The sequence below is a fragment of the Natronolimnohabitans sp. A-GB9 genome (assembly GCF_030848565.1).
Lineage (GTDB): Archaea > Halobacteriota > Halobacteria > Halobacteriales > Natrialbaceae > Natronolimnohabitans.
In genome coordinates, this window is record NZ_JAVDDV010000036.1 from 1 (window position 1) to 21,183 (window position 21,183).

The 21,183-nt window shown below is 61.3% G+C and carries 18 protein-coding genes and 2 pseudogenes; 15 read left to right on the forward strand and 5 right to left on the reverse strand.

All coding sequences use genetic code 11. The features are described 5' to 3' along the window. The first annotated feature begins 107 nt into the window (after window positions 1–107). Window positions 108–1,082, forward strand: a complete 975-nt coding sequence (locus RBH26_RS20330; protein ID WP_306760186.1) for a hypothetical protein — start codon at window positions 108–110, stop codon at window positions 1,080–1,082. A 6-nt stretch (window positions 1,083–1,088) separates the two neighbouring features. Here RBH26_RS20330 and RBH26_RS20335 read toward each other — a convergent pair whose 3' ends face one another. Beyond that, window positions 1,089–2,294, reverse strand: a complete 1,206-nt coding sequence (locus RBH26_RS20335) for a phospholipase D-like domain-containing protein (RefSeq protein WP_306760187.1) — start codon at window positions 2,292–2,294, stop codon at window positions 1,089–1,091. A gap of 257 nt (window positions 2,295–2,551) precedes the next feature. Continuing rightward, the gene (locus RBH26_RS20340; protein WP_306760188.1) at window positions 2,552–2,896 is read right to left on the reverse strand and encodes a hypothetical protein; all 345 of its coding nucleotides are present in this window, start codon (window positions 2,894–2,896) and stop codon (window positions 2,552–2,554) included. 826 nt (window positions 2,897–3,722) lie between these two features. Between RBH26_RS20340 and RBH26_RS20345 the strand changes: the two genes are divergently transcribed. The 3 genes from RBH26_RS20345 to RBH26_RS20355 all read left to right on the forward strand — a co-directional run bounded on the left by RBH26_RS20345 (window position 3,723) and on the right by RBH26_RS20355 (window position 6,127). Further along, window positions 3,723–4,163 (forward strand): hypothetical protein, encoded by a 441-nt coding sequence (locus RBH26_RS20345; RefSeq protein ID WP_306760189.1) that lies wholly within the window; start codon window positions 3,723–3,725, stop codon window positions 4,161–4,163. Window positions 4,164–4,492: 329 nt separating this feature from the next. After that, a complete protein-coding gene (locus RBH26_RS20350) occupies window positions 4,493–4,816 on the forward strand; it encodes a hypothetical protein (protein WP_306760190.1) in 324 nt (107 codons plus the stop codon). A 780-nt stretch (window positions 4,817–5,596) separates the two neighbouring features. Beyond that, the gene (locus tag RBH26_RS20355) at window positions 5,597–6,127 is read left to right on the forward strand and encodes a hypothetical protein (protein WP_306760191.1); all 531 of its coding nucleotides are present in this window, start codon (window positions 5,597–5,599) and stop codon (window positions 6,125–6,127) included. A 242-nt stretch (window positions 6,128–6,369) separates the two neighbouring features. Here RBH26_RS20355 and RBH26_RS20360 read toward each other — a convergent pair whose 3' ends face one another. Further along, complete coding sequence (locus tag RBH26_RS20360; protein ID WP_306760192.1) at window positions 6,370–6,930, reverse strand: FxLYD domain-containing protein; 561 nt, start codon at window positions 6,928–6,930, stop codon at window positions 6,370–6,372. A gap of 454 nt (window positions 6,931–7,384) precedes the next feature. On the opposite strand from RBH26_RS20360, the gene RBH26_RS20365 reads away from it, so the two are divergent. Further along, window positions 7,385–8,104: a hypothetical protein gene (locus RBH26_RS20365; protein WP_306760193.1), complete on the forward strand. Its 720-nt coding sequence runs from the start codon at window positions 7,385–7,387 to the stop codon at window positions 8,102–8,104. A 26-nt stretch (window positions 8,105–8,130) separates the two neighbouring features. Beyond that, window positions 8,131–8,373, forward strand: a complete 243-nt coding sequence (locus RBH26_RS20370; protein WP_306760194.1) for a PRC-barrel domain-containing protein — start codon at window positions 8,131–8,133, stop codon at window positions 8,371–8,373. A gap of 359 nt (window positions 8,374–8,732) precedes the next feature. Here RBH26_RS20370 and RBH26_RS20375 read toward each other — a convergent pair whose 3' ends face one another. Continuing rightward, the gene (locus RBH26_RS20375) at window positions 8,733–9,083 is read right to left on the reverse strand and encodes a 4a-hydroxytetrahydrobiopterin dehydratase (RefSeq protein WP_306760195.1); all 351 of its coding nucleotides are present in this window, start codon (window positions 9,081–9,083) and stop codon (window positions 8,733–8,735) included. Window positions 9,084–9,172: 89 nt separating this feature from the next. Next, a complete protein-coding gene (locus RBH26_RS20380) occupies window positions 9,173–9,355 on the reverse strand; it encodes an HVO_0649 family zinc finger protein (RefSeq protein WP_306760196.1) in 183 nt (60 codons plus the stop codon). 189 nt (window positions 9,356–9,544) lie between these two features. Here RBH26_RS20380 and RBH26_RS20385 point away from each other — a divergent pair, with 189 nt between their 5' ends. The 9 genes and pseudogenes from RBH26_RS20385 to RBH26_RS20420 all read left to right on the forward strand — a co-directional run. Further along, the gene (locus tag RBH26_RS20385; RefSeq protein ID WP_306760197.1) at window positions 9,545–11,593 is read left to right on the forward strand and encodes a hypothetical protein; all 2,049 of its coding nucleotides are present in this window, start codon (window positions 9,545–9,547) and stop codon (window positions 11,591–11,593) included. Between the two features lie 951 nt (window positions 11,594–12,544). After that, window positions 12,545–13,540: a polysaccharide deacetylase family protein gene (locus RBH26_RS20390; RefSeq protein ID WP_306760198.1), complete on the forward strand. Its 996-nt coding sequence runs from the start codon at window positions 12,545–12,547 to the stop codon at window positions 13,538–13,540. 557 nt (window positions 13,541–14,097) lie between these two features. Further along, window positions 14,098–15,069: a hypothetical protein gene (locus RBH26_RS20395; protein ID WP_306760204.1), complete on the forward strand. Its 972-nt coding sequence runs from the start codon at window positions 14,098–14,100 to the stop codon at window positions 15,067–15,069. Window positions 15,070–15,206: 137 nt separating this feature from the next. Beyond that, window positions 15,207–15,638, forward strand: coding sequence for a hypothetical protein (locus RBH26_RS20400; protein ID WP_306760199.1), 432 nt, complete (start codon window positions 15,207–15,209; stop codon window positions 15,636–15,638). A gap of 592 nt (window positions 15,639–16,230) precedes the next feature. Further along, window positions 16,231–16,431 (forward strand): annotated as a pseudogene (locus tag RBH26_RS21400) (hypothetical protein); the annotation flags it as partial. Between the two features lies 1 nt (window position 16,432). Then, a pseudogene (locus tag RBH26_RS20405) lies at window positions 16,433–17,518 on the forward strand (transposase); the annotation flags it as partial. A 262-nt stretch (window positions 17,519–17,780) separates the two neighbouring features. Then, window positions 17,781–18,896 carry a hypothetical protein gene (locus RBH26_RS20410; protein ID WP_306760201.1) on the forward strand — a complete coding sequence of 372 codons (1,116 nt, stop codon included), beginning with the start codon at window positions 17,781–17,783 and terminating at the stop codon, window positions 18,894–18,896. Between the two features lie 211 nt (window positions 18,897–19,107). Beyond that, a complete protein-coding gene (locus RBH26_RS20415) occupies window positions 19,108–20,811 on the forward strand; it encodes a PKD domain-containing protein (RefSeq protein ID WP_306760202.1) in 1,704 nt (567 codons plus the stop codon). Window positions 20,812–20,985: 174 nt separating this feature from the next. Then, the coding region (locus RBH26_RS20420; RefSeq protein ID WP_306760203.1) for a sugar phosphate nucleotidyltransferase at window positions 20,986–21,183 on the forward strand (198 nt) is incomplete at its 3' end.

Consider the following 21,183-nt stretch of genomic DNA (forward strand, 5'->3'; position numbering starts at 1 on the left):
TAAGACCGATTCGACGATCGGTCACGCGACTGCGCCCGTCCACGAGAGTGGGAGCTACACAGCCCTCGGGCGGAGGTTTTTCCTCGGTTCCCCGCCATCGATAACGCATGGCGTTCCAGTCGACGTGGCAGAACTTGCTTGCCGAGTGTGAGGCGCTGGGGGACGATGCGACGGTCGTGACGCCACTGTCGAACGACACGATTCGGATCACCGATATCCAGGAGCATCGGATCGTCGTCGAGTTCCCCGATAGTGACACAAAGCGGCCACTCCAGCGCGAGCAGTTCGAGACGCTCGCACGTCGCATCAGCGACGCAGCCGGCGCGTTCGACCTCGAGCGATTACCGCCCGACGCCGATCCGTATCCGGCAGTGTTGAGCCTCCATCCCCGCTTCGAAATCGACGAGCGGGAGGGACATATCCAGGAAAACGACGAGCCGGGGCCGTCCCAGCTCGTCCAGGCGCCAGGCGACGAGGAGTCCGAGACTGCACGTACCGAACCCGATCTCGCCGTCTACGCCGATGCGTTGCTCCTCACCGACGCCCTCGAACGCCACGACGTGACTGCGCCCGGCGACCTGGAGACAGCCACGCTCGTCAACCTCTATACACTGCTGTCGGACGTGCAACGCAACGCCGACGACCTCCGCCAGGACGTTGCCGACGTCTTGCTCGAGCGGATCCACCACGATCAGCCGATCCACGCGCAGTTTGGCTCCGTCCAACGGACGAGCCGCGAGTACAGATCGTTGCGCGACGAAGACGACGTGCTGGCGACCCTCGAGGAGGCGGGGATCCCACGCGAGCGCGTGACGAGTGTCGACTCGAGCAAGGTCGACGACGCACTCGAGGTCACGGAACTCAGCCCGAGCGACGTCTACGAGATCGAACACCGGGAGTACGTCCGGAAAGCGGATGTCGACACCGAGCAGAAGGAAACGCGGCTGCAGGGTCTCAAGGATCAATTAGCGGCCAGCGACGAGCCCGAAGCTGCCGAACTGCGCGCGGAAATCGACGAACTCGAGGCGCGTATCGGTGAACTCACCGAGTTCAGCGCTGCCCACGAATTTCACTCCGAGTGACGTCGCTTACCAGAACGTCGACGACACACAGTCGGGGGACTCGCGGACGTGTGCCGATCCGGATCGGGTGAGTGTCGCGAACTCCCCGTTGGACAGGCGAACCCCCTGCTCGTGAACGCGCTTCCAGTCGGCGAGAAACGCACAGTAGATGTCCTCGTCTTCGATCTGCAGGAAGGTGTCGTCGTTGTCGGACAACCCCGGGCCGCTCAGATTCTGAGAGCCCGTACAGACGAGCCGTTTCCGTTCGGTCGTCCCGTTTCCGACGTCGAAATCCGCGTCGATCAGCATGTTCTTCGAGTGGACGTTGGGTGGAACGCCGGGCACCGTGTCCCCTGGCAGGCTGACGTCGGGATACTCGAGCACTGTCGCATCCGCAGCTCGCAGGGCCGGCCCGACGGTGCTTTCCGGTTCGTTGAGGATCACCTCGACTGTCGCTCCCTGTGCGATGAGTTCAGCGAGACGGTCGACGACCGCGAGGCGGTTCCGTGTCCAGATCGAGTTCATGAATCGGATCGTCGTGTCCGGGCCCGGGACGATATCCCTGAGCGCGTCGAGGTGGGTATCGACGTCCGATCGCGGCGAGAAAGAGACGGTCGCCGAGTCGGTTTCCTCGGTTCGATTGTACTCGAGGTCGGTGTTCCCGGCGGCTAACTCGTTCCAGTAGTCGCGGTAGCTTTCATACAGCGGGTCGTCCTCCCGAAACACCACCGACGTGTTGTGCCGGTACAGCTGCTTGTTCGTGAAGTTCGATGTGGACTGCCAGACGACGTTCGACTCGCCCGTCGCCAACTCCTCGACCAGGAGGAACTTGTTGTGATTGTTGTTGTTCCCGATCGCTCCGTCGACGGTGATCGACACGCGGTCGCCCAGTTGCTCGCACAACAGCTGCGTCGCAGCGGCGTCGGCGGAGTGGTCGTCGATCAAAAGATAGAGATCGACGCCACGGTCGACAGCAGCGAGACACGCCCTCGCCACCGGCGTGCGCGTAAGCGTGTACGTGGTGAGATGGACTTCGGTTCCCGGAACAGCGCGTCTCAGCAGATCGCGTACCACCCGCTCGTGGACGTCGTCGGGCGCACCAACTCTCGGATAACTGAAGATCGGCTCCGGCTCGATCGAAGCGGATCGGTCGTCCCGTAGCGCCTCCACGTACTCGTTCGACTGGAGTGTGAGCGAGCCCATCACCCCGACCGAGCCGAGCATCGCCAGCATGGATCGCCTGGACGGGTTCACGAGCTACTTGCTTGTCATTCTCTCCCATTAGTAGCGGGTTGTAACTGCGCTCGGCACGGGTCGGTAGGCGCTCGGTACAGGTCGGGACGTGGAGTGTTCGAGCGAGCACGGCCCGACTCGATCGGTGTCGGACGTCGGAAGATCAGACTCGAGGCGGGCCACGACCGTAGACGAGAGGGAACGCGAGACCGAGTGCGACCGGTCGGCCGACAAGTCACTACTGCTGTCTGACAGTATTAGTCGTCCGCCGTTACGGGATCGAGTGACGCCTGGCGCTCGAGTGTCTGCGTAATCGTCTCCAACACCTGCTCGAGTCGATCGCGTTCAATCTCCCACCAGTCGGTACGGTGATGGTACTGGCTGATGACGTCGCGGATCGCCTCGAGCTCGGCGACGGTAAAGTGGGTCTCGCCGTTCTCGAGCGTGTCGAACGCCGTGTACACCTCGAGCGGCGGTGGATCGACGGTCGTCTCGTCCGTCGCGCGGTGTTCCGCGTCGATCCGATGGAGTAACACGTGATGGAGCGTCCACAGTTCGTCGGGCGCGAATGAAAGCGCCAGCGAGCGTGATGACGATGACATGGCGACGTCTAGGCGTATCTCGGCCGCCCACAACCATAATACTTGCTAGCACATCACATATCCTGAGACCGTTCGCACGGCACCTCGCGAAATTGGCAGCCACCGGTCCCCCTCAAGGATGGCAGTAGTACGATCACTGCACTACCTGATCAAGTGTTAGTATGGCAGCACGAGACAGAGAGCAGTCGGGTTGGGGGCAGGGGAGTGGACGAGAGGGAGCCACCCTCTTGCGTGTTAGGTCAGGCTGAGTGGGATGGCTGGACTCCGTATCACCGCTTCACCCTTGCCGACCACGATACCCGATACCCCACACCAAGATAAATGATCGTCGGCCACTACAAAATTAGCCCGTGTCTATGACAAACGAATTCGCGGCCACGGACGGCGAGACGAGACGGCAAGCAACCTCGAGGACATCTCGTCTCATGTTCCTGTCGAGGGACGCACGGACAGGTAAGAAGGCATCCATATTGGCCGAGACTGCTGCTCTGGGTCGAACAATTCTCGAGAGGAAGACCTCGAGATGAGTTATGAACACATAAACCATCTGATATTGGGTGGTGTGTTTCGATGTAGGTGGCACTAACCGATTCTGTGGCGCAGTTGGCGAACCGATGGAGTCCAGTAGCGTCGAACTCGTCGATCGACCGGTAGCTGTGATCGTCGGTCTCCGCCCCGAGAACGTAATCGACGCTGATGGTGTATGGAAACACTACAGTTGGCAACGTGCCGGCCTGTATCCACTCGACGATGTACTCGCTAACTACTGAAGCCCACAGCTGCCAAATCGACTCCACCGACCGGTCATCCGACCGGCGGATCCGAAATGGCACCCGCGATTACCCACTTCCTCATCGGGGCATCGATCGTCCTCCTGCTGGCGACGCCCGTGGCGGTTCGATACCGCCTCTCACCGTGGGCGCCGCTGTGGCTCGTCGTACTCGGTGGCCTCTGGGGTCTGGCGCCGGACGTTCACCACATCGCACCGGCCTACACGTCGGAGCTGTATGCGTTTCACAACTCGCGGTGGGCGGATCTCTTTGCCTTCCACTACACGCTCGATCGGCCGGCCGTCCGCGCGCGGACCAACGCGAGTATCTTCGTCGCGATCGCGTCTTTTCTCGGGGCCATTGGAGTGTTTACGCTGGCGAACGTGTGGCGAACGCGAGTTCCCGACGTGATCCCCGTTCCGATCAGTGTGGCGATCGCGGCGAGTCCGGCCCTCGTCCTCCTCGGAATGTTGCTCAGCGTTGCGGTCGTCCTGTAGGCGGCTCGGACGGAGACGTCCTGCTGGCGCAGAATGCCCGCCATGGACGTGGACGGTCCCTGTGTGAGCGGAGGACCGACGCTACGCAGATCGCGAACGTATGGGTGCACTCGAGGACGTCGACTACTGATGCTGCCGGACAGCACTATTCAACGATCGGCCGCGAGTTCTCGACCGACGGCTCACTGACTGCTGTCCGGCAGTATGACATCGGCGCGGACATGAGTGAACATCCGCTCGACCGACCGGCCGGTACCCTCGTCTCTGCCGGCCGCTCGAGTAGCCCGAGGGAGTAGTGAATTTTATCCCCTCGCGTGCTACTAGCTAGCATGGAATGGGTACTCTGGTGGGCCGTCCCTGTCGTCGCGGTGGTACTGTTCGCTGCCCGGCGGGCGCTCGAGGGAAGCGACGACCAAGACGCGGCCGACCACGACCGGGACGCAATCGACCAAGACAGAGACGCGACCGATCGACCGTCGCCCGAACGGACGGCCGAGCCCCCGCCGGTCTTACCCAGCGCCCCGGTACACGACGGCTCGACCCGAACGGAGCCGCTGCTCGAGCCCGGTGAGTGTCCGACCTGTGGGACCGTCAACGACCCGTTCTACAGCTACTGTCGGGAGTGTGTCACGCCGCTACGTGGTTCGCAGTAGTCGGCCGCCAGTGCGTCCTCCTCGAGACACGACGGCAGCGAAAAACACGGGGACGAAGGCAACGATTTGGACCCGGACGGGAGCTCGTTTCGACGGCCCTTCGGCCCTGATGTCCGTAGTTCGCGAATCCCGCTTACGCGAGGTCCGTTACTGAGCCTTCGTACTCGTCCACCATGGTGGACGAGGTGTGGGCCGCGTTGGTCTCCGTAGCGGCGTTTACCGTGGTCCCCTGTTACGGGGTCGTTGGTTGTACCGCTAACTCGATTCTGCTGCCCTATATGGGCGTTCGAATCGAGTCGTCCGGTGAATCCTCGTCGCCTTCGTCCGCCCACACCATAATATATGGTACCACTTGACATAAGGTTTTTCGACGGTGGGAGTGACTCTCCAGTGAATCGAACTCGAAAGTTGTGGCGGGGAGACGTATTCGACAACGACGCGGCCACCACGACGGCCACGGGGTCTCGAGTCGAATCGACTCGAGTGCAAACGGGATACTCGGCAGATCGTGACAGATGTCCCCCCTCGCTCGTCGGTCGACGCTGTCGGTGACTGACTGCTGTCCGACAGTATGACCACCATCGACACGATCAGCGGCCTCGAGGAAGGATGCCCCACCGAGATCCGGGGACGAGAGCCGACTGTTTCGAGTGAGCCCACTGTAGCGCAAGCCATGACACGACACCGCAGGGACTGGTTGTTACGACCGTTTCATTCATAGAATCGAACTCGAACAGGTAGGATCTGATTAGTAAACAGCGGCTCCGGCGACGGAAACGTATGGACAGACGAACCGTCCTGCTTGGCAGTGGTGCCGCGTTCGCAACCGTCCTGGCCGGCTGTGCCGAAGATACCGATCAGGAAGACGGGACGAACAACGACACGAACGACGACGCCAACGGCGATCCGGCCGACGAAAAGAACGGCAAGAAAGACGAGAAGAAAGACGGCAAAGCGGACGTTCCCGGTTTCGATCGCGACGACTTCCGGATCGACAGTGACGTTCTCAGCGTGACAGAGATCACATACGACAAGAGAACCCTCGACGTGCGTGTGATGATACTGACTGACGACCGGGACGAACTGATCGACGAGCTCCGGGCGCTTGCACCCGGACTGGCGCGGAGCATTCGTGACGCCGAGGCGTTCCTCGCGGCCGTCGACGAGATCGAGTTCACTCTCGTCGACGAGGACACAAACCGCATGTTCTCGTTTTACCTCGATGCCGCGTGGCTGCGGGCGTTCCTCGAGGGTGATATCACCGACGACGAACTCATCGACAGAGTCCGCGACTCGATGGAACGACAGTGATACTGTCGGACAGCAGGCAGTGAGCCGTCGGTCGCGAACTCGCGGCCGTCACCGTCGGGACCACCCGATCGCGTCTCGAGTGCGATCGGCGCCTGCATCGTGTTGACCGGCAGTATAGCCGACGCACTCTTCGTTCCGAACTGAGTCCGCGCGACACACTCGATCATCACACCGACGGCCGCTGGCATCTCGAAAGCGACCCCTCGCGCCGGTACGAACACGAAGTGTGCCTGTACGCGCCGTCAGCTACCGGGCGATCGCGAGGCCGGCCCCCCACCGGTGATCGCCACGTCGACCTCGACGACGTCGCTCTCGAGGGACATGATCTCGAATCCGAGCTCCTCTTCTTCGTCCATCTCACCGATGGTCGTCACGCTCTCGTCGACCCGCTGGCCGTTTTCGTCGTAGAACACGGCACCCACCTCGACTGAGACGAGGTCCTCGCCCGACCCGTTGGCGATGACTCCGGCGACCGTCGTGGAGTACTCGTCCTCGAGGAGTTCGAGTTCGGTGATGCGGAGACCCTCGACGGGTGGTTCGCTGTCGGGGTCGATCTCGAGTTCGTCGTCGGCTTCGTCGTCCGTGTCCTCGTCGGCTTCGTCTTCGCCGTCGTCTTCGTCGTCGTCATCGTCGACCTCGGACGTGTCGTCGTCGGTTCCGTTTGCGTCCGTCTCACTATCGTCGGTCCCGGTATCGTCGTCCTCGTCGGCGGTGTCGTCGTCAGCGCCTTCGTCACCGGCACAGCCGGCGAGGATGGTCGGAATCGCAACACCCGTTCCGAGTAGCACCTGGCGTCTACGCATAAGGGAAGGAATTTCTGTTGGTGGGTTTAGGTATACGTGACTTAGGTCGGTGTACAGTACCGATACCCTGAGTGACGGCATTGCGTGACCATCACGGGAAGTGACGTTGTTCGGCGTGTCCCTCGTGACCGGTGGTGTTGTTCAGTACGAACACGCTATCGTCGGACAGCAGTCAGTGACTCGTCGGTTCCGACGTCGCGGCCGTTCTATACTGCCGGACAAACCACTGCACCACCGATCGCACTCGAGTCGGCGTCGCGGGACGACAGGTGTCGAGTCGAGATCGGGTGTGTCCTGACTGTTGTCCAGCAGTATATTTCCCGCTCGCTAGTAGAAGACGAATCGGCCGAAGGCACGATCTGGACTCGACCGCGCGTAGAGCTACGCTGCCCGCGTTTATGCTGTAGCTACTAAAAGTCGACCACCGTGTACGGTCGCCGTATCACCGTTCCGTATGGCACCAGCTATCGTCCACTTTCTCATCGGTGCGTCTCTATTGCTCCTGTTTGCAACACCGCTTGCGCTCCGCTACGAGGTCGTCCGTCGTGGGCGTCTCCCGCTCGTCGCGGTCGGCGGACTGTGGGGCCTCGCGCCGGACGGGTACGCCGTCGCCCCCGTCTTTGCCGACCGGTGGCAAGCCGTCCACGACTCACGGTGGGCCGATCTCTTCGCGTTTCACTACACGCTCGATCAGCCGCCGATCAGCGAACTGACGATCGAGACGATCTTCCTGTCCGTGCTTATCTTCCTGATCGCGACGACCGTCTTCACGGCGGCGGGGACGCGCCGCGATGTCGACCCCGAGTCGCGCCGTGCCCGATTCGTCGCGACGACGGTTTGTGTCGGCTTCGCCGCGCTGATCGCTGGCGGTGTCCTGGATATCGGACTCCACATGACTGGCCGCCTCGAGTCGGTCGCAACGTTGTACGGTCGGGAGAGCGGGCGAGCTGGTGTGGTCCTGTTGCTGGTCTGGAGCGTCGTGACTGGCACGATCGTGGCAGCGATCCTCGAAGGGACGGACGAGACGATGAAGCCGACAGATCCGATCGCCGGCATCGTCGCCGGACTACTGCTCGTCCTGCCGGGATGGGCCGTCGGCATCGCCCGACGAAGGTGCGTTTCTGACCACCGCGGCCGATATCGGCCCAGCGATGGGTACTCTCGTAGTATTTAGTAGTTGGGGAAACACGGAACGAACGTATGACCGATATCCTGACTCGAGATCTACTCGGCAAAACCGTCGTTCGGGCCGACGGCACGACGATCGGGCCGCTGTGCGACGTCACGGTAGACCCCGAATCCGGCACGCTCCGTGAGCTCGTCGTCGATCAGCCCAAACAGCTCGAGTCGATGGTGACCGACGAGATCGACGACAGCCGACTCCGGATTCCAGTCAGTCTGGTGAAGACGATAGACGAAACGGTCGTTATCACCATCGACTAACGTAACGTCGGAACCGATTTTCACAGCTATCGCAACGTTCACAGCGCTCGCTCGTGGGAGTCGCTTCGAACGCGACTGTACGCGATCGGGTGTGCAGTGACTGGCGGTGGCTACTGTCGGTGGTCGACGACACTCGAGCGGAGAGGGCCAGTGACACCGCAGGAAACATCTCTGCCCGGTACGGTCCGCTTTCCCGTGTGCTCTCGACGTATCTCGGTCGACGGGACGTCGACGACTGATCGTCCTCGAGTCGCTCTCCTTCTGGATCCGGATCTCGGTCCAGCGGACCGATACCGTGTCGCTTCACCGTCTTCCCGACGGCGCCCGGACACTGCTTACAGCAGCGACGGACGCGCCAATCACTCTGCGTACTGCTCGTAGAGACGGTCCATTCGGGCCGCCATCACGAAATCGGTCTTGTGGAGCCCGTCGATCTTGTGTGTCCACATTTCGACGCGCACTTCGCCCCATTGCAGATGCAGATCCGGATGGTGCCACTCCGCCTCGGCGAGCTCGCCGATCTCGTAGGTCAACTCGAGTGCGTCACGGAAGTCGTCGACGGTGTAGGTCCCCTCGAGATGATGGTCGTCGACGACCGCCCAGACGTCGTCGTCGAGTTCCTCGAGATAGGCCGCGTACTCGTTCTCGGTGAGTGGTTCGTCTTCGGATGTACATGCCTCACACTCCTGGTCTGCCAGTGGTTCGCTCATACGTGTCACTACGGCGCCCTCCTGCTTGTACCTGGTTGCTGTCGTTCCAGCGGCACTGCCGTCCTAGCGACACTCCCGTCCCGCGTCGATCACTTCAGCGAGAAGGTGTGCTCCCGACTCGCCTTACAACTGGGACAGACGTGCCGATAGACGATCCGGCCGCCGTCCGTTCGGCTCTTCCAGTTTCCATCCTCGTCGACGTACCCACAGGCTGGACACTTCTTGTCGGTGGTCTCGTACCGCCGCCGCTGTGACTCGAGAGGTGTTGGCATACCACAAACTACGGTCGTCGTTGCAAAAACGACGGGCCTGCAAGCGAAAGGTCGGGTATAATAGCATCGAGGGCTGGTCACCGGACCGACATACCGTCAGCGCCCGTATCCTGACTGGTCGCTCAACCTATTGGTGCAGAATAAAGTAATGATAACTTACTTGTGGCGGTGGAATTAAACACGGAGTGTATGCCACAGTGTCCCCGCCGTACGATCCTTGGTGGTATCGGAACGACCCTTGCCGCCGCCCTCGCTGGTACGTCCGCCGTCGCGGCCGGCGACGCGTCCGCTGCGGACGCGGCGACCGACTCGACGTTCGACGACCTCTTCGCGTATCTCCCGGCCGCGGTCGCGTCGGAATCGATGGTCGTGAACGCGACCGACTACGACCGGCTGCTCGAGGCCGACCAACCACACGATCCGTTGCCCGCGGTCAATGCGCCCGGTTTCGACCCCGAAGCGATCTCGAAGGGTGTCTTCGTCACCTCCTACGCCGAGGAGTACGAGCGGCCGCTCAAGGTCGTGTCTGGCGACGTCGAACTCGACGGGACGACCGACACCCGTGAGACCGACGCCGGTATCGAGTACGAGTTCGCCGAGTCCGGGGGGACGGACGAGGGCGTCCTCGGAACCGACGGCGACGTCCTCGTCGTCGCGGCAGACGTCGAAACGGTCGAGGCAGCGTTCGACGCGAACGCGGGCGAAGCAGACCGGCTTCTCGAGGCCGAACCGACCGTCGAGGAGGGGCTGGCCGTCTACGAAGGAAGCGACGCACGATCGGTCCAGTTCGGCGATGACCACCTCGAACCGGTGATCGACGATGGCACGGTTCCGGAATACGTCGTTCACGCACAGACCGTCCTCGATCCGGACACGATCGAAATCACGCTCGGCGCCGAGTTCGAGGACGAATCGGACATCACCGACGAACTAATCGAAACCCTCGAGGCGGAGTTTGCCTACACCGCGACGGCCGACGAACCGACGGTCGACGTCGACGGCTCGTTCGTCGGCGCCACGATCGAGCGCGACCTCGCCGCCGAACGTGCCGTTAGAGAACACGACAGCCCTGGTTTCCTCCGAGCCGACCGCGACCCCGACCTCGACGACGACGTCCTCGAGATCGAGATCGGCCGTGGCGATCCGACGCCGGTCGAGGATCTCACGCTCGAGGTCGGCGACGAACCCTACGATCGGGAGATCTGGACCAACGGTCACGGCACGCTCGAGGAAGGCGATACGATCGTCATCGACATGGACGACATCGAGCCGAACCTCTCCGTTCGGCTCCGCCACGACCACGAACTCGGGGGCAGCTCCTCCGGGACGACGATCCTTTCCCGTCTCCGATTCGAGTCCCGGTTCGACGTCGATACCGGCGAGTTCACTCTCGAGTACACCGACGACATTCCACTCGACGGCGACCGACTCTATCTCGCGACGTACGAAAACGCCGATCAGACAACGTTCCACCGACCGGACGAGGACATCCCCGAACCGAAGACGACAGCCCAGCCGTGGGACGGCGAGACCGTCTCTGACGGAGCAACGGCGACGCGTTCGGATATCGAAGCCGGCAACTGGATCATCGTCGGCTGGGACGGAACGACACACCAGGACAGTGTCTGGCGCGTGCGGGCCGATCCGCCGGGGAACACACGCTTCGAGTACGACTACGACACCGAGACGCTCAAGGCGACACTCGAGTTCGAGAACACGGGACCACACCCTGAAGCGAGCTCGGTCGGGGCCGACCGATCCGACGAGGAGGCGGCCGACGACGTCGAGCGCTCGGCGTCGGAGTACGAACTGTTGATCGACGACGAACCGGCCGACACGCAGTGGACCGACGAGTTCGAGACCGTCTCCTCGGGCGCGACGATCGAACTCGAGGACGTGCCGATCGGTTCGAAGGTCGAGGTCGTCTGGGCCGACACCGACACGCGTATCGGCTGGACGCGACCGGAGCCGTCGGTCATCCTCGAGTACGACGACGGAACGGTCGAACACGTCGGCGGTGACACGCTACCCGCGTCGGATCTCGAAGCCAAAGTCTGGACGGCGGAGGGCCACTACGAGATCAGTCTCGACGAGCAACTCGACGCGGAGTTCGCACCCGACTCGACGTTTACCGTCGACGCCGAGACACTCGACACGGACGAGATCGACACGGTTCATCACGTCGAACTCAAGTACGACGGGGAACACCGGGTCGGGTTCGCGCATCCGGATCGGTAACCGACACTCATTCACTCGAGGCCTGCGGTTCGGACGTCTCTCGGGCCGTGGGAAACGGCGTTCGCATTCGTTCGTGTCGATGAGTCATCGAGAGAATCCCCGCCGTCGACGGCGCTTTGCGTCGTCTGCTCGTTGTGTCTTCGACCCCGCACTGTTCACGGCGCGGTGGCTGTCATGCTGTCGGACAGCACGAGTCACCGCTCGGTCGCGCGACTACGGTCGTCACCTGTGGGGATGGCCACGACGTCGGAACCGACGAGTCACTGACTGCTGTCCGGCAGTATCACTACCGAGCGTGATTCGAAAGGCAGGGGGAATAGAGATCGGTGTGGCGAAATGATGTGACGTTGGAACGATCTCTATTGATGACGGGTGATGGTGATGTCTCAGTGGACGGACACCGTCGTAGCGACGGTCGCCCTCTTTCCCGCCAACTGGACCATATACCCAGTATCAAGTAACTATAGTGATGATAACCGACCCAATCCTTCCGTTAAAACATTTCCACACAGCGAAACGGCGGCGACATCGGTGCCCGTTGCGTTCGAAGATGGACCGACTCGAGGAGAGAGCGATACGGTACAGTAGCTACTGAAACGACTGATTCCGACTGCTGTACCGATGTCCTGCCGACCGCCGATCCCGTTGGCGATCGGCGACGTGACGACAGGAGATCGTACTACACACCGATCACGACGCTGACCGTCGATCGGTGGACGCGCCAACTGATCGTGACTCCAACGGCGCCGTCGCAGACGACCGGTTCGCCGAGGCGGTCCGTTTTCTCCTCGAGACAGTCGACTGTATAATTCGTCGACACGTACTGAATGGGGGTCGGCTCGTCAAGATAGAAAAGCGACGTTGCGGAATGTAGAACCGTTATTAATCGCTGCTGTACTGGTCAACAGTATAGAATATTTATACAGTATACAATTCCACCTGACGTGTCACATGGGGAGCTTCGATCCGGCGATGCGGAGAACGATATTACGGCGGGCTACAGTACTCGGTACGGCGATCGTCGCAGGATGTCTCGACTCGGAGGGGGACGCTGACGAACCGGTTGGGAACGGCGCAGACGACGCGGTCGAAAATGGCGCAGTCACGTTCGTCTACGACGATGGGCCGGTCGAAGACGTAGAGATAGCCCTCCCGGCCCACGAGAAATACGACGTGCCCGCGTCGGCAGGCAGCGTCTCCAACTGGATGGAGAGCAACGACGACCAGTGGCTCGATACCGACGGCGTCGCGACGCTTTCCGACGCGGGCTGGGAAATCGCGTGTCATACGGCCGATCACGTCGCGCTCACGTCGTTCGAACTCGTCGAAGACGTCGAACCCGGCGACAGCCGCATCTATCCCGAAGGGCGGGGCCAACATGGCTTCGTAACCGGCCACCCGATCGAAGTCACCGACGGAGAGACGGTCCTCCGGCGAACGATCGTCGCGTCTGACGACGACGAGATCGGACGCTACTTCACGCTCGACGAGCCCATCGACGAGTCGTTTGCGGCGGGTGAGACCGTCGAGCGGTATCCGAGTGACTTCGTCCGCCAGCAACTCGAGACGTCGATCGACGCGCTCTCCGAGTTCGATCCGACGACGTTCCTGGCACCCCATAACGTCATCGACGACCGCCATATCGACATCGTCAGCGACTATTACGACGGCATTTTCAACGTGCACTCCGGCGACCCGGCGAACGAAGTCCCGTTCGATCCGTTCGATACGAATCGCTCGTACTTCGCCGAACGAGTCGACCGAAACGAGGTGTACGACGACCTCGAGCGGATCGCCGACGAGAACCTGTACGGTATCCTCGGGGCTCACACCTACCGTGATGCGGTCACACGAGAGCGCATCGAGGAAACGCTCGAGTGGTGTGCCGAACTCGGCATCGAGGTGCTGACGTTCGAAGACGCGATCAGTCGCAACGCAGTCGAGTAGCGTCGAACGGATCGACACGCTGTGGCCGTTGGCGGACAGTCGTCCGCCTAGGCCGTTCGAAACCGGTGTTCGTTCGTGCTTCCAGCCACCCCTCGAGCGCGCGGCTCTCGGCGGAGACGCTGAGCGGGCCGACCACACGGTTGTTCTCACCGCAACAGTCTCGGACGTGACTCGACGTGGGCGTCGACGGTTGTACGCACGATCGAACGCTCTCCGTCCGTCTACGATCGTCTCTCGGCCACGCTGTCACGACGACGAGTAGTTCGAAAGTACCCTGGCGTATCTTTCGTATATTACGACACGGGAAGGAACCGTTGAGCGGAGAATGGGTACACGGGAATCCGCCTCGAGCGAGTGCTACGAGGCCCGACGAAACCGAATTCTGAAAGTGGTATCTGACTTTCGTAAACTGAGGTATTACAATTAGCTGATGTGATCTGCGGTGAAGACGCATGGACGAGAGTCATACCGACCGTCCGACTCCGGACGAGCGGGTCGAAAACGACGGAACCGAGTCGAATACTGAGTCAGGCGTAACCCGACGGCAGACGCTTCAGATGGGGAGTCTCCTCAGTGTCGGTGGCCTGTTCGGTGTTTCCGGACTCGGAACGGGGCGTACGGCGGCAGCGGACCATACCGACACCGAGCCGGACGAGGTCGTCCACCTCGATTACGACGACTACGGAAGTTGGGACGACGTCTATCGGATGTCAAATGGCGAGAGCGACAACATCTCCTTCGTTTCGGATCCAATACGGTCCGGCGAGACCGCGATCCAACTCCGGGTACAGGAGGGAGCACATTGGGGGGTGAGCACCCACTACGACTTCGAGGACGGCCTACTCGAACTCGACGGTCGCGTCCATTTCGCGCTCAACACGGACTGGGAAATGGAGACCGAGAACCACTGTCGGATCTGGAACTGCGCGATGGGACTGGGCGAGGCCAGTGCGGGTGGCGGTGTCCCCGATGGTACTAACGGGTGGAGCAATCGTCTGTACGTCACTACACGGGACACGAGTCCGGAGGGTCCCTTCCACCTAATGTCCTACACCTATCATATGGACCAGAACCAGGACCACGATTTCATCCTCGATGGTGAGGAGTACGCCGTCCAACAGCCGGCGATCGTTCCCGGCCAGTGGTACGAATTCGAGTACTACGTGCGTGTGAATACGATCGACGACGGGACGGCTAACTCCGATGGCGTCGTCCAGTACTGGCTCGACGGCGACCTGATCTACGACCGACAGGACCTTCGGTTCACGGACGACCTCGACGATAATATCATCGACTCGAGCGGGCCCGTCGGATACTACGGTGGACGGTACGTGGCACCCCAGAACCTCTATGCCTACTACGACGATCACTCGATGGCACTCGATGGGCGGTTCGAAGACGCTCGAGAGGACCCGGAGGAGTCAGACGAAACAACGGACCCGGAGGAGTCGGAACAACAAGTCGAGATCGAACTCCCGGACGGGATAGACCTCCCGGGCGAGGTCGACCTCCCGGACGGAACTGAATAGAACGGTCGCACAGCGAGCACGCTCGGCGATCGGGGTGAAGAACGGCCGGAAGGCGTCGTGACTACCGATCGACCGCCGGATATGTGGGCAGCTGACAACCGATGACTTACCTGACTGGCGGTCGGCAATGGACGTGAATGCCACCTGCCTTCCAACATCCACGGTCGGCGAATTCCGAAGGGCAGTCGCCCATCCACTGTGAGGCGTGTCAGTCTGCGTTTCGTTCCGGGAGCCGGCAGGCCGTTTCGTTTCTCCTGCTCGACCACCTCACGGTTCCCGCGCTCGGCTGTGACGATCACCTCGAGCAGTTCGCTTCGGTCTGTGGGCTCACGTCCGAAGACACGGCCGACCTCCTCCAGCACCGTCCGGCGGGCGGGATTCGTTGTCCCGGCTGTCGCCTCGCCCCGCACAGCACGGCCCATCCCATGCTCTCGGTTCGAGAGGGGGCCGTCACACCCATGGCGTGTCCGGACCACCAGGCGGAGATCGTCCAGCGGTTCCAGACGGGACTTCGAACGCGACAACAGCTGTCGGCCGATATCGGTACCTCCGGCTATAGTAACTACTGAACGTCGGTGCACACTGGTCACACGACTGACGCACGGGTCAGAGCGCGGCGTGTGTGAGACCCGCGACACGACCGAGAGACGACGTGACTCGTGCTGTCCGACAGTATGAGTACGATCGGTTGTAGATCCCGTCAGGTATGACGATAGTACGATGAACGCGTCGCCGTTCGCGACCGATAGGGTATCGTCCGTTGCCGTGCGCACGAGCAGTTCGCCCCACGCGCAGCGATTCGGCGTTCGAGTGTCACACCGGTAGGACTTATACCGTGGCAAGCGGTACCACTAAACATGGTGGAGAAGATCAAGATCCTGGGCAGAGTCCGTTGGGGCTGTGAGTACTGTGGGGCGAACCGGGCTACCGAAAGCGATGCCAGGAGACACGAACGACACTGTTCCGTAAGAGAGCGAGTCGAACAGCGACCACAGCGATAGCCCGTCGGTCGGTGACCACGTCGGGTTGGCTGTTCGGTGGAACTGCAACCTGAAACCGCCGACGCTTAAGATTTCGCCGCCTGAAGGCAGCGGAGGATGTCAAAGTCGATATTTCTGTCAGGTGAGTAGCGTTATCCCGCTCAACCGCCTCGGTTCCACTATGACTGGCCGTGACACTCACGACAGCGAGGAGACGGACCGCAAGCGGGGGCGGGGTCGAACCGACGACGTGACGGACACGTCGGGCTCGCGTGGGGAGTGCCACCGCCGAGGCTGTACGCGGCCGGCGTCGTTTCGCGTCCTCGAGCGCTACCAGGAGGAGACCGGCCACGGCGCCGTCGAGGCCGAGGCACAGCTCTGTCGACGAGACCTACGAGGACGTGCGCGACGAGACGGCATTACACAGCAACCATGTCCAAGCGGCGAGAAACAAAGCCGCCGACGCCTGCAAGAGCGTGGTCGAAAAGTGGAAGCAAGGCAAGAAGGCGTCGATGCCCCACTTCACCAGCCCACACCTCGTCTACGACCATCGCACCGCCACCTTCCACGACGACTGGGTGAGCCTCGCCACCACGGACGGTCGCATCGAAGCTGACTACGTGCTACCTGACGAGGAGCGAGAGACGCCCCACGCAGAATACTTCTTCTCCGACGGGTACGAAACCACGGGGGCGGAACTGCACTACACGAGCGGTAACTGGATGCTTCACGTTCACTGCAAACGGGACGTGGAGTCTGACACGCCGGAACAGACAACCACTGAGAACGGAACGGTTCTCGGGGTTGACCTCGGCGTGAACAACCTCGCCGTCACCTCAACGGGCACGTTTTGGACAGGCGACGAGTTCGATCACTGGCGACGAGAATACGAGGAGCGACGTGGTGACTTGCAGGAACACGGTACACGGTGGGCGCACGAGAACATCCAATCCGTTGGTCGGAAAGAAGGGGGGCGATTCAAGCAGACGCTCCACCGTATATCGAACGAGCTGGTGGCTGAAGCCCGCGAGTACGGGTGTTCGGTGATTGCGTTCGAGGACTTGAACGACATCCGTGAGCGTACCGGCGCATCGTGGGGGCATAAGTGGGCGTTCAACCGCCTCTACGAATACGTCGAGTACAAGGCCGTAGAGTACGGCATCGACGTAGCACAGGTTGATCCGGAGAACACCTCTCAACGGTGTTCCCACTGTGGCTTTACCCACCCAGACAACCGCGACGACGAGGACTTCGAGTGCCTGAAGTGTGGCTACGAGAACCACGCCGACTACAACGCCGCGAAGAACATCGGTTTGCGGTATCTCCGTCGGAACCAAACTGGGGACGACGGAGGCGCACCCGTAGGCGTGCGCTTGAACAGCGGGACGTTGAACGCGAACGGAGAGTATGAACCTCCTGCCGATAATTCGGCCAGAGCGGGAGTCCACGCTGAAAGCCCACGGCTTTAGCCGTGGGTTAGCTTACACCGCCGACGAGAGCCCCACGAACCTCGATGGGTCGTACGCGGAGTACGTGTTCCGCGTCGACCCCATCGCGGCGTCGGAGGGAGCCAGTTCGGAGTAACGCTCCCCGACCACGGCGGCTCCGGGTGGAGTCGAACGCAGTGACCGGCGGCCTCGAGTCTCTTGCCGGCGCGGCCGTCTTCGAGTTGGCACAGATTCTATCTCACTAATCCGAAAATATAAGAGGATACGACAGTCATCCGAAGACATGCGAGCGATATCCATTAGTGCTGTAACTATTCTCCTCCTGGTTTCCGTCGGGACGATCCTCGCTGGCGGGGTCGCTGCCGGTGAAGACGCCGACATGGAGGTCACTGACACGATCGAGACGCCATCGGAGACGATCACTATCGAAGGAAGTGAGTACGAAGTTGACGAGATCGCCGTGATCGAGCAGGGAGGCACGATCGAGGTGCAGGTTACGTCCTCGGAGGACTACTATCTACAACTGTACGATACTGACGCGAAATCGGAGGTGCGTGAGTTCATGAGCGACGAGGTCAGTGTCGTCGTATTAGGCGACGATGACGACGATCTCGAGCCGGGTACGTACATGCTCTCGCTCGAGCCGGACCTCGACCGTGTGGCAGTAACCCCGGTCGTCGTGCAGGGGTACGACATCGAACTGGAGTACCCGTCGTCGGCAGAGACGGGTAGCGAGGTCGAACTCGAGGCGACCGTCGAACCGACAACCGGACTCGAGCAGCCCGATTCGGTCGAGGTTGGAATCTGGGATGGAAGCGACACAACCAATGCCACGCTCACTCACAACGGTGGGACGGACTACAGTACGACACACTCGCTCGACGAACTCGATACCGGAAGCTACGACGTGTACGCGACCGTACTCGCCGACGAGACTGTGGAGGGATATCCGGTAACGCTCGCCGTCGAAGAGGGTGACGAGTTGCAGGTCACGGACAGTGAGGACGACGAGAACGGCGGTGCACCTGTCGGCGGGGGTTCTCCCGGGGACAGTGATGACGACACGAGTGACGAGAGCGACGTCAACGAGGACGAAAAGTCCGACTCTGACTCTGACTCCGAATCCGAGTCAGAGTCCGACGCTGACGAGGACTCGAGCGGGCAGGACGACGAAACCGGTAGCGACGACGGAACTGACGAGGCGAGCGACGATGGAACTGACGAGACGAACGACGACGATGACGAGCAGAACGTGATCGATCCGAACGAGACGAACGGAGCTGACGACACAGACGATGATGAGTCGTCGGCCGACGACGGACTCGGTACGTCTTCGCTGCTCGTCGGTGTGATCGCACTCGCACTCGCACTCGCTGTCATCGTCCGTCGCAGCTCTTGAACCCACGACTGAATTCAGTGAATTGCTTCGATGGGGAGTTCGGCTAAACCGATTCCCGGGCAACGTTTCTCCTACCTTATCGCGGATATTCGTAGACGGTCGTCTCGAAACGCCACACCTTCGACGCGCAGTTTTCACCCGTTTTCCGGTCGAGAAGAGGCGCAGTGAGACCCCGCAACGGTTAACTCGCTAGAGTTAGACAAGCTGATATATGGCATATTCAAAACGTCCAGGAACTGTGATATTCCTGGTAACGATCATGCTCCTCGCACCGATCGCTGGTGTCATGGGAACCGCTGGTGCCAGCGGTGACGATGAGGTTCCAGTTTCGATCGAGGGCGAGATGATCGTGGCTGATGAAGTAGACGTAGAGGTCTGGAATCGAGCACCGCTTGCGTTGATGGCGAATTCGACCGACGCGAGTGAATCGGTTGATATCCCCCCCGTTGCTATAGAGACGCCCGAGGCTGACACCGACCTCGGAACGACGGAGATCGGAGTCTACGAGACTGAAGAACCCATTTCGTTTACGCTCGCTGATCATAGCGACGTCAATAGATCCGTTATCGAAGACGATCTCGACGATCTCCAGGTGCTCCGGGGCCAGCTAACCGAAAACGTCGACGGAGGGGATTTCGACGAGAGTGCCGTCCCGACGACTGAAGAGGAGATGCTGGCCGAACTCACCCAGGAAAACATCGACAACCTCAACGATAACGTCACGTTCACTCTCGAAGACGAACCCGACATCGACGACGAGGGAACGCTCGAATACACGAACGAAACGGACGAGTCGGGAATGTACACGTACATCGTCACGAGCGGCCTCGATTCAGATGCCGTCGACGACGGTAATATCACGCCGGCTGAAATGGCAGGCATGTCCGTCCTCGGTGTCGAACAGGTCGCCGTCCACGAAAACCCTTCGTCGGTCGCTGTGACGAACTCGCCGGAGCCTGGTGACGATGTCACCGTCGACGTCGATGCGGACGCACTCGAGGGTAACGTCACACACGCTGTTGCACTCTACGACAGTGATACGCTCACGTCGGAGGAGATCGTTCTCAACGCCACTGGTGAACTCGATACCGATCCCTCTGCAGCGGACGTCTCACTCGAGCACTCGATCAATGAGATCAACGGCTCGCATGAAATCGGTGACGTTGATCTTCCAGAACACATTTCGATAGCTAAGATCGCTGACTCTCTCGGAAACGAGACTGCGCTCGACGAAACCGATGTTGCTCCTGACGGGGAAGGAGTGACCCTCGAGGCATCCACGAACGCGACGATTGACGATCCGGACACCGAGATCGTGCTGGGAACCACAGATAACTGGGACGGCGATTATCAGCTCGTCCACATCGCAGCCGGCACCGCAAGCGACGAGTTCCAGGTCGGTACGGAAGAGGTTACGATCGAAGAGGAGACGGGCACCGGTCCATCCCCATCCCCGTCTCCGCCAGGAGACCCGGACCCGGAGAAACCCGAAGCGGTGATCTCCATCGATCCTGACCCAGCAGAGGTCGGTGAAGAGATCACGTTCTCCGGTGCGGAGTCGACGGCCGATCGACCGATCGTCGACTACGAGTGGGAGATCGCCGGCGAAACCTACCACGGAGAGACCGTCACGACCTCCTTCGACAAGCCTGGAGCGTACGACGTCGAGCTCGTCGTCAGCACCGCCTTCGCCGACTCCGAGCCCGAAACGACGAAAGTCACTGTGACGGGCCCGCCGGATGACACGCCCGTCGACGACGATACACCAGCCGACGACGAACCGGTCGATGACGAGCCAGTCGATGACGAGCCAGCTGACGACGACGCCGACGACAGTATCCCCGGCTTCGGCGTCGCCGCCACGCTCGTCGCAGTGCTCTCACTCGCTGTGCTCGCGCTCCGGCGACAGCACTAACTACTAACTACCGGACCGACACACAAACTGCGGACCGGGTCCCGTTTTTGCGCCGCTCGAGGCAGACAGCGTCGAACGACGCCGACGGTCCTATAGCGCCCGTCTCGGGGACGAAACCACACCCCTACGAGGTAACGAATCGCTTATCCGGCCGGTCATGGAACCGTGGAACACATGAAAGCAGTCGTTCTTGCGGCGGGCCAGGGAACCCGTATCCGACCGCTCTCCGAGTCGGTCCCGAAACCGATGTTGCCGGTCGCCGACCGGCCGCTCGTGGCCCATACGATCGACGCGGCAATCGACGCCGGCGCCGACGAGGTCGTCCTCGTGATCGGCTACGAGGGCGAGACCGTCCGTGACTACTTCGGTTCC

Bases quoted from the DNA above. Each gene is read 5' to 3' on its own strand.
- RBH26_RS20390 (WP_306760198.1), top strand. From the start codon at position 12,545: ATGGGGAGCTTCGATCCGGCGATGCGGAGAACGATATTACGGCGGGCT.
- RBH26_RS20395 (WP_306760204.1), top strand. From the start codon at position 14,098: ATGGGGAGTCTCCTCAGTGTCGGTGGCCTGTTCGGTGTTTCCGGACTC.
- RBH26_RS20360 (WP_306760192.1), bottom strand. From the start codon at position 6,930: ATGCGTAGACGCCAGGTGCTACTCGGAACGGGTGTTGCGATTCCGACC.
- RBH26_RS20345 (WP_306760189.1), top strand. From the start codon at position 3,723: ATGGCACCCGCGATTACCCACTTCCTCATCGGGGCATCGATCGTCCTC.
- RBH26_RS20400 (WP_306760199.1), top strand. From the start codon at position 15,207: ATGCCACCTGCCTTCCAACATCCACGGTCGGCGAATTCCGAAGGGCAG.
- RBH26_RS20415 (WP_306760202.1), top strand. From the start codon at position 19,108: ATGGCATATTCAAAACGTCCAGGAACTGTGATATTCCTGGTAACGATC.
- RBH26_RS20335 (WP_306760187.1), bottom strand. From the start codon at position 2,294: ATGCTGGCGATGCTCGGCTCGGTCGGGGTGATGGGCTCGCTCACACTC.
- RBH26_RS20365 (WP_306760193.1), top strand. From the start codon at position 7,385: ATGGCACCAGCTATCGTCCACTTTCTCATCGGTGCGTCTCTATTGCTC.
- RBH26_RS20340 (WP_306760188.1), bottom strand. From the start codon at position 2,896: ATGTCATCGTCATCACGCTCGCTGGCGCTTTCATTCGCGCCCGACGAA.
- RBH26_RS20410 (WP_306760201.1), top strand. From the start codon at position 17,781: ATGCGAGCGATATCCATTAGTGCTGTAACTATTCTCCTCCTGGTTTCC.
- RBH26_RS20380 (WP_306760196.1), bottom strand. From the start codon at position 9,355: ATGCCAACACCTCTCGAGTCACAGCGGCGGCGGTACGAGACCACCGAC.
- RBH26_RS20370 (WP_306760194.1), top strand. From the start codon at position 8,131: ATGACCGATATCCTGACTCGAGATCTACTCGGCAAAACCGTCGTTCGG.
- RBH26_RS20355 (WP_306760191.1), top strand. From the start codon at position 5,597: ATGGACAGACGAACCGTCCTGCTTGGCAGTGGTGCCGCGTTCGCAACC.
- RBH26_RS20350 (WP_306760190.1), top strand. From the start codon at position 4,493: ATGGAATGGGTACTCTGGTGGGCCGTCCCTGTCGTCGCGGTGGTACTG.
- RBH26_RS20330 (WP_306760186.1), top strand. From the start codon at position 108: ATGGCGTTCCAGTCGACGTGGCAGAACTTGCTTGCCGAGTGTGAGGCG.
- RBH26_RS20375 (WP_306760195.1), bottom strand. From the start codon at position 9,083: ATGAGCGAACCACTGGCAGACCAGGAGTGTGAGGCATGTACATCCGAA.
- RBH26_RS20385 (WP_306760197.1), top strand. From the start codon at position 9,545: ATGCCACAGTGTCCCCGCCGTACGATCCTTGGTGGTATCGGAACGACC.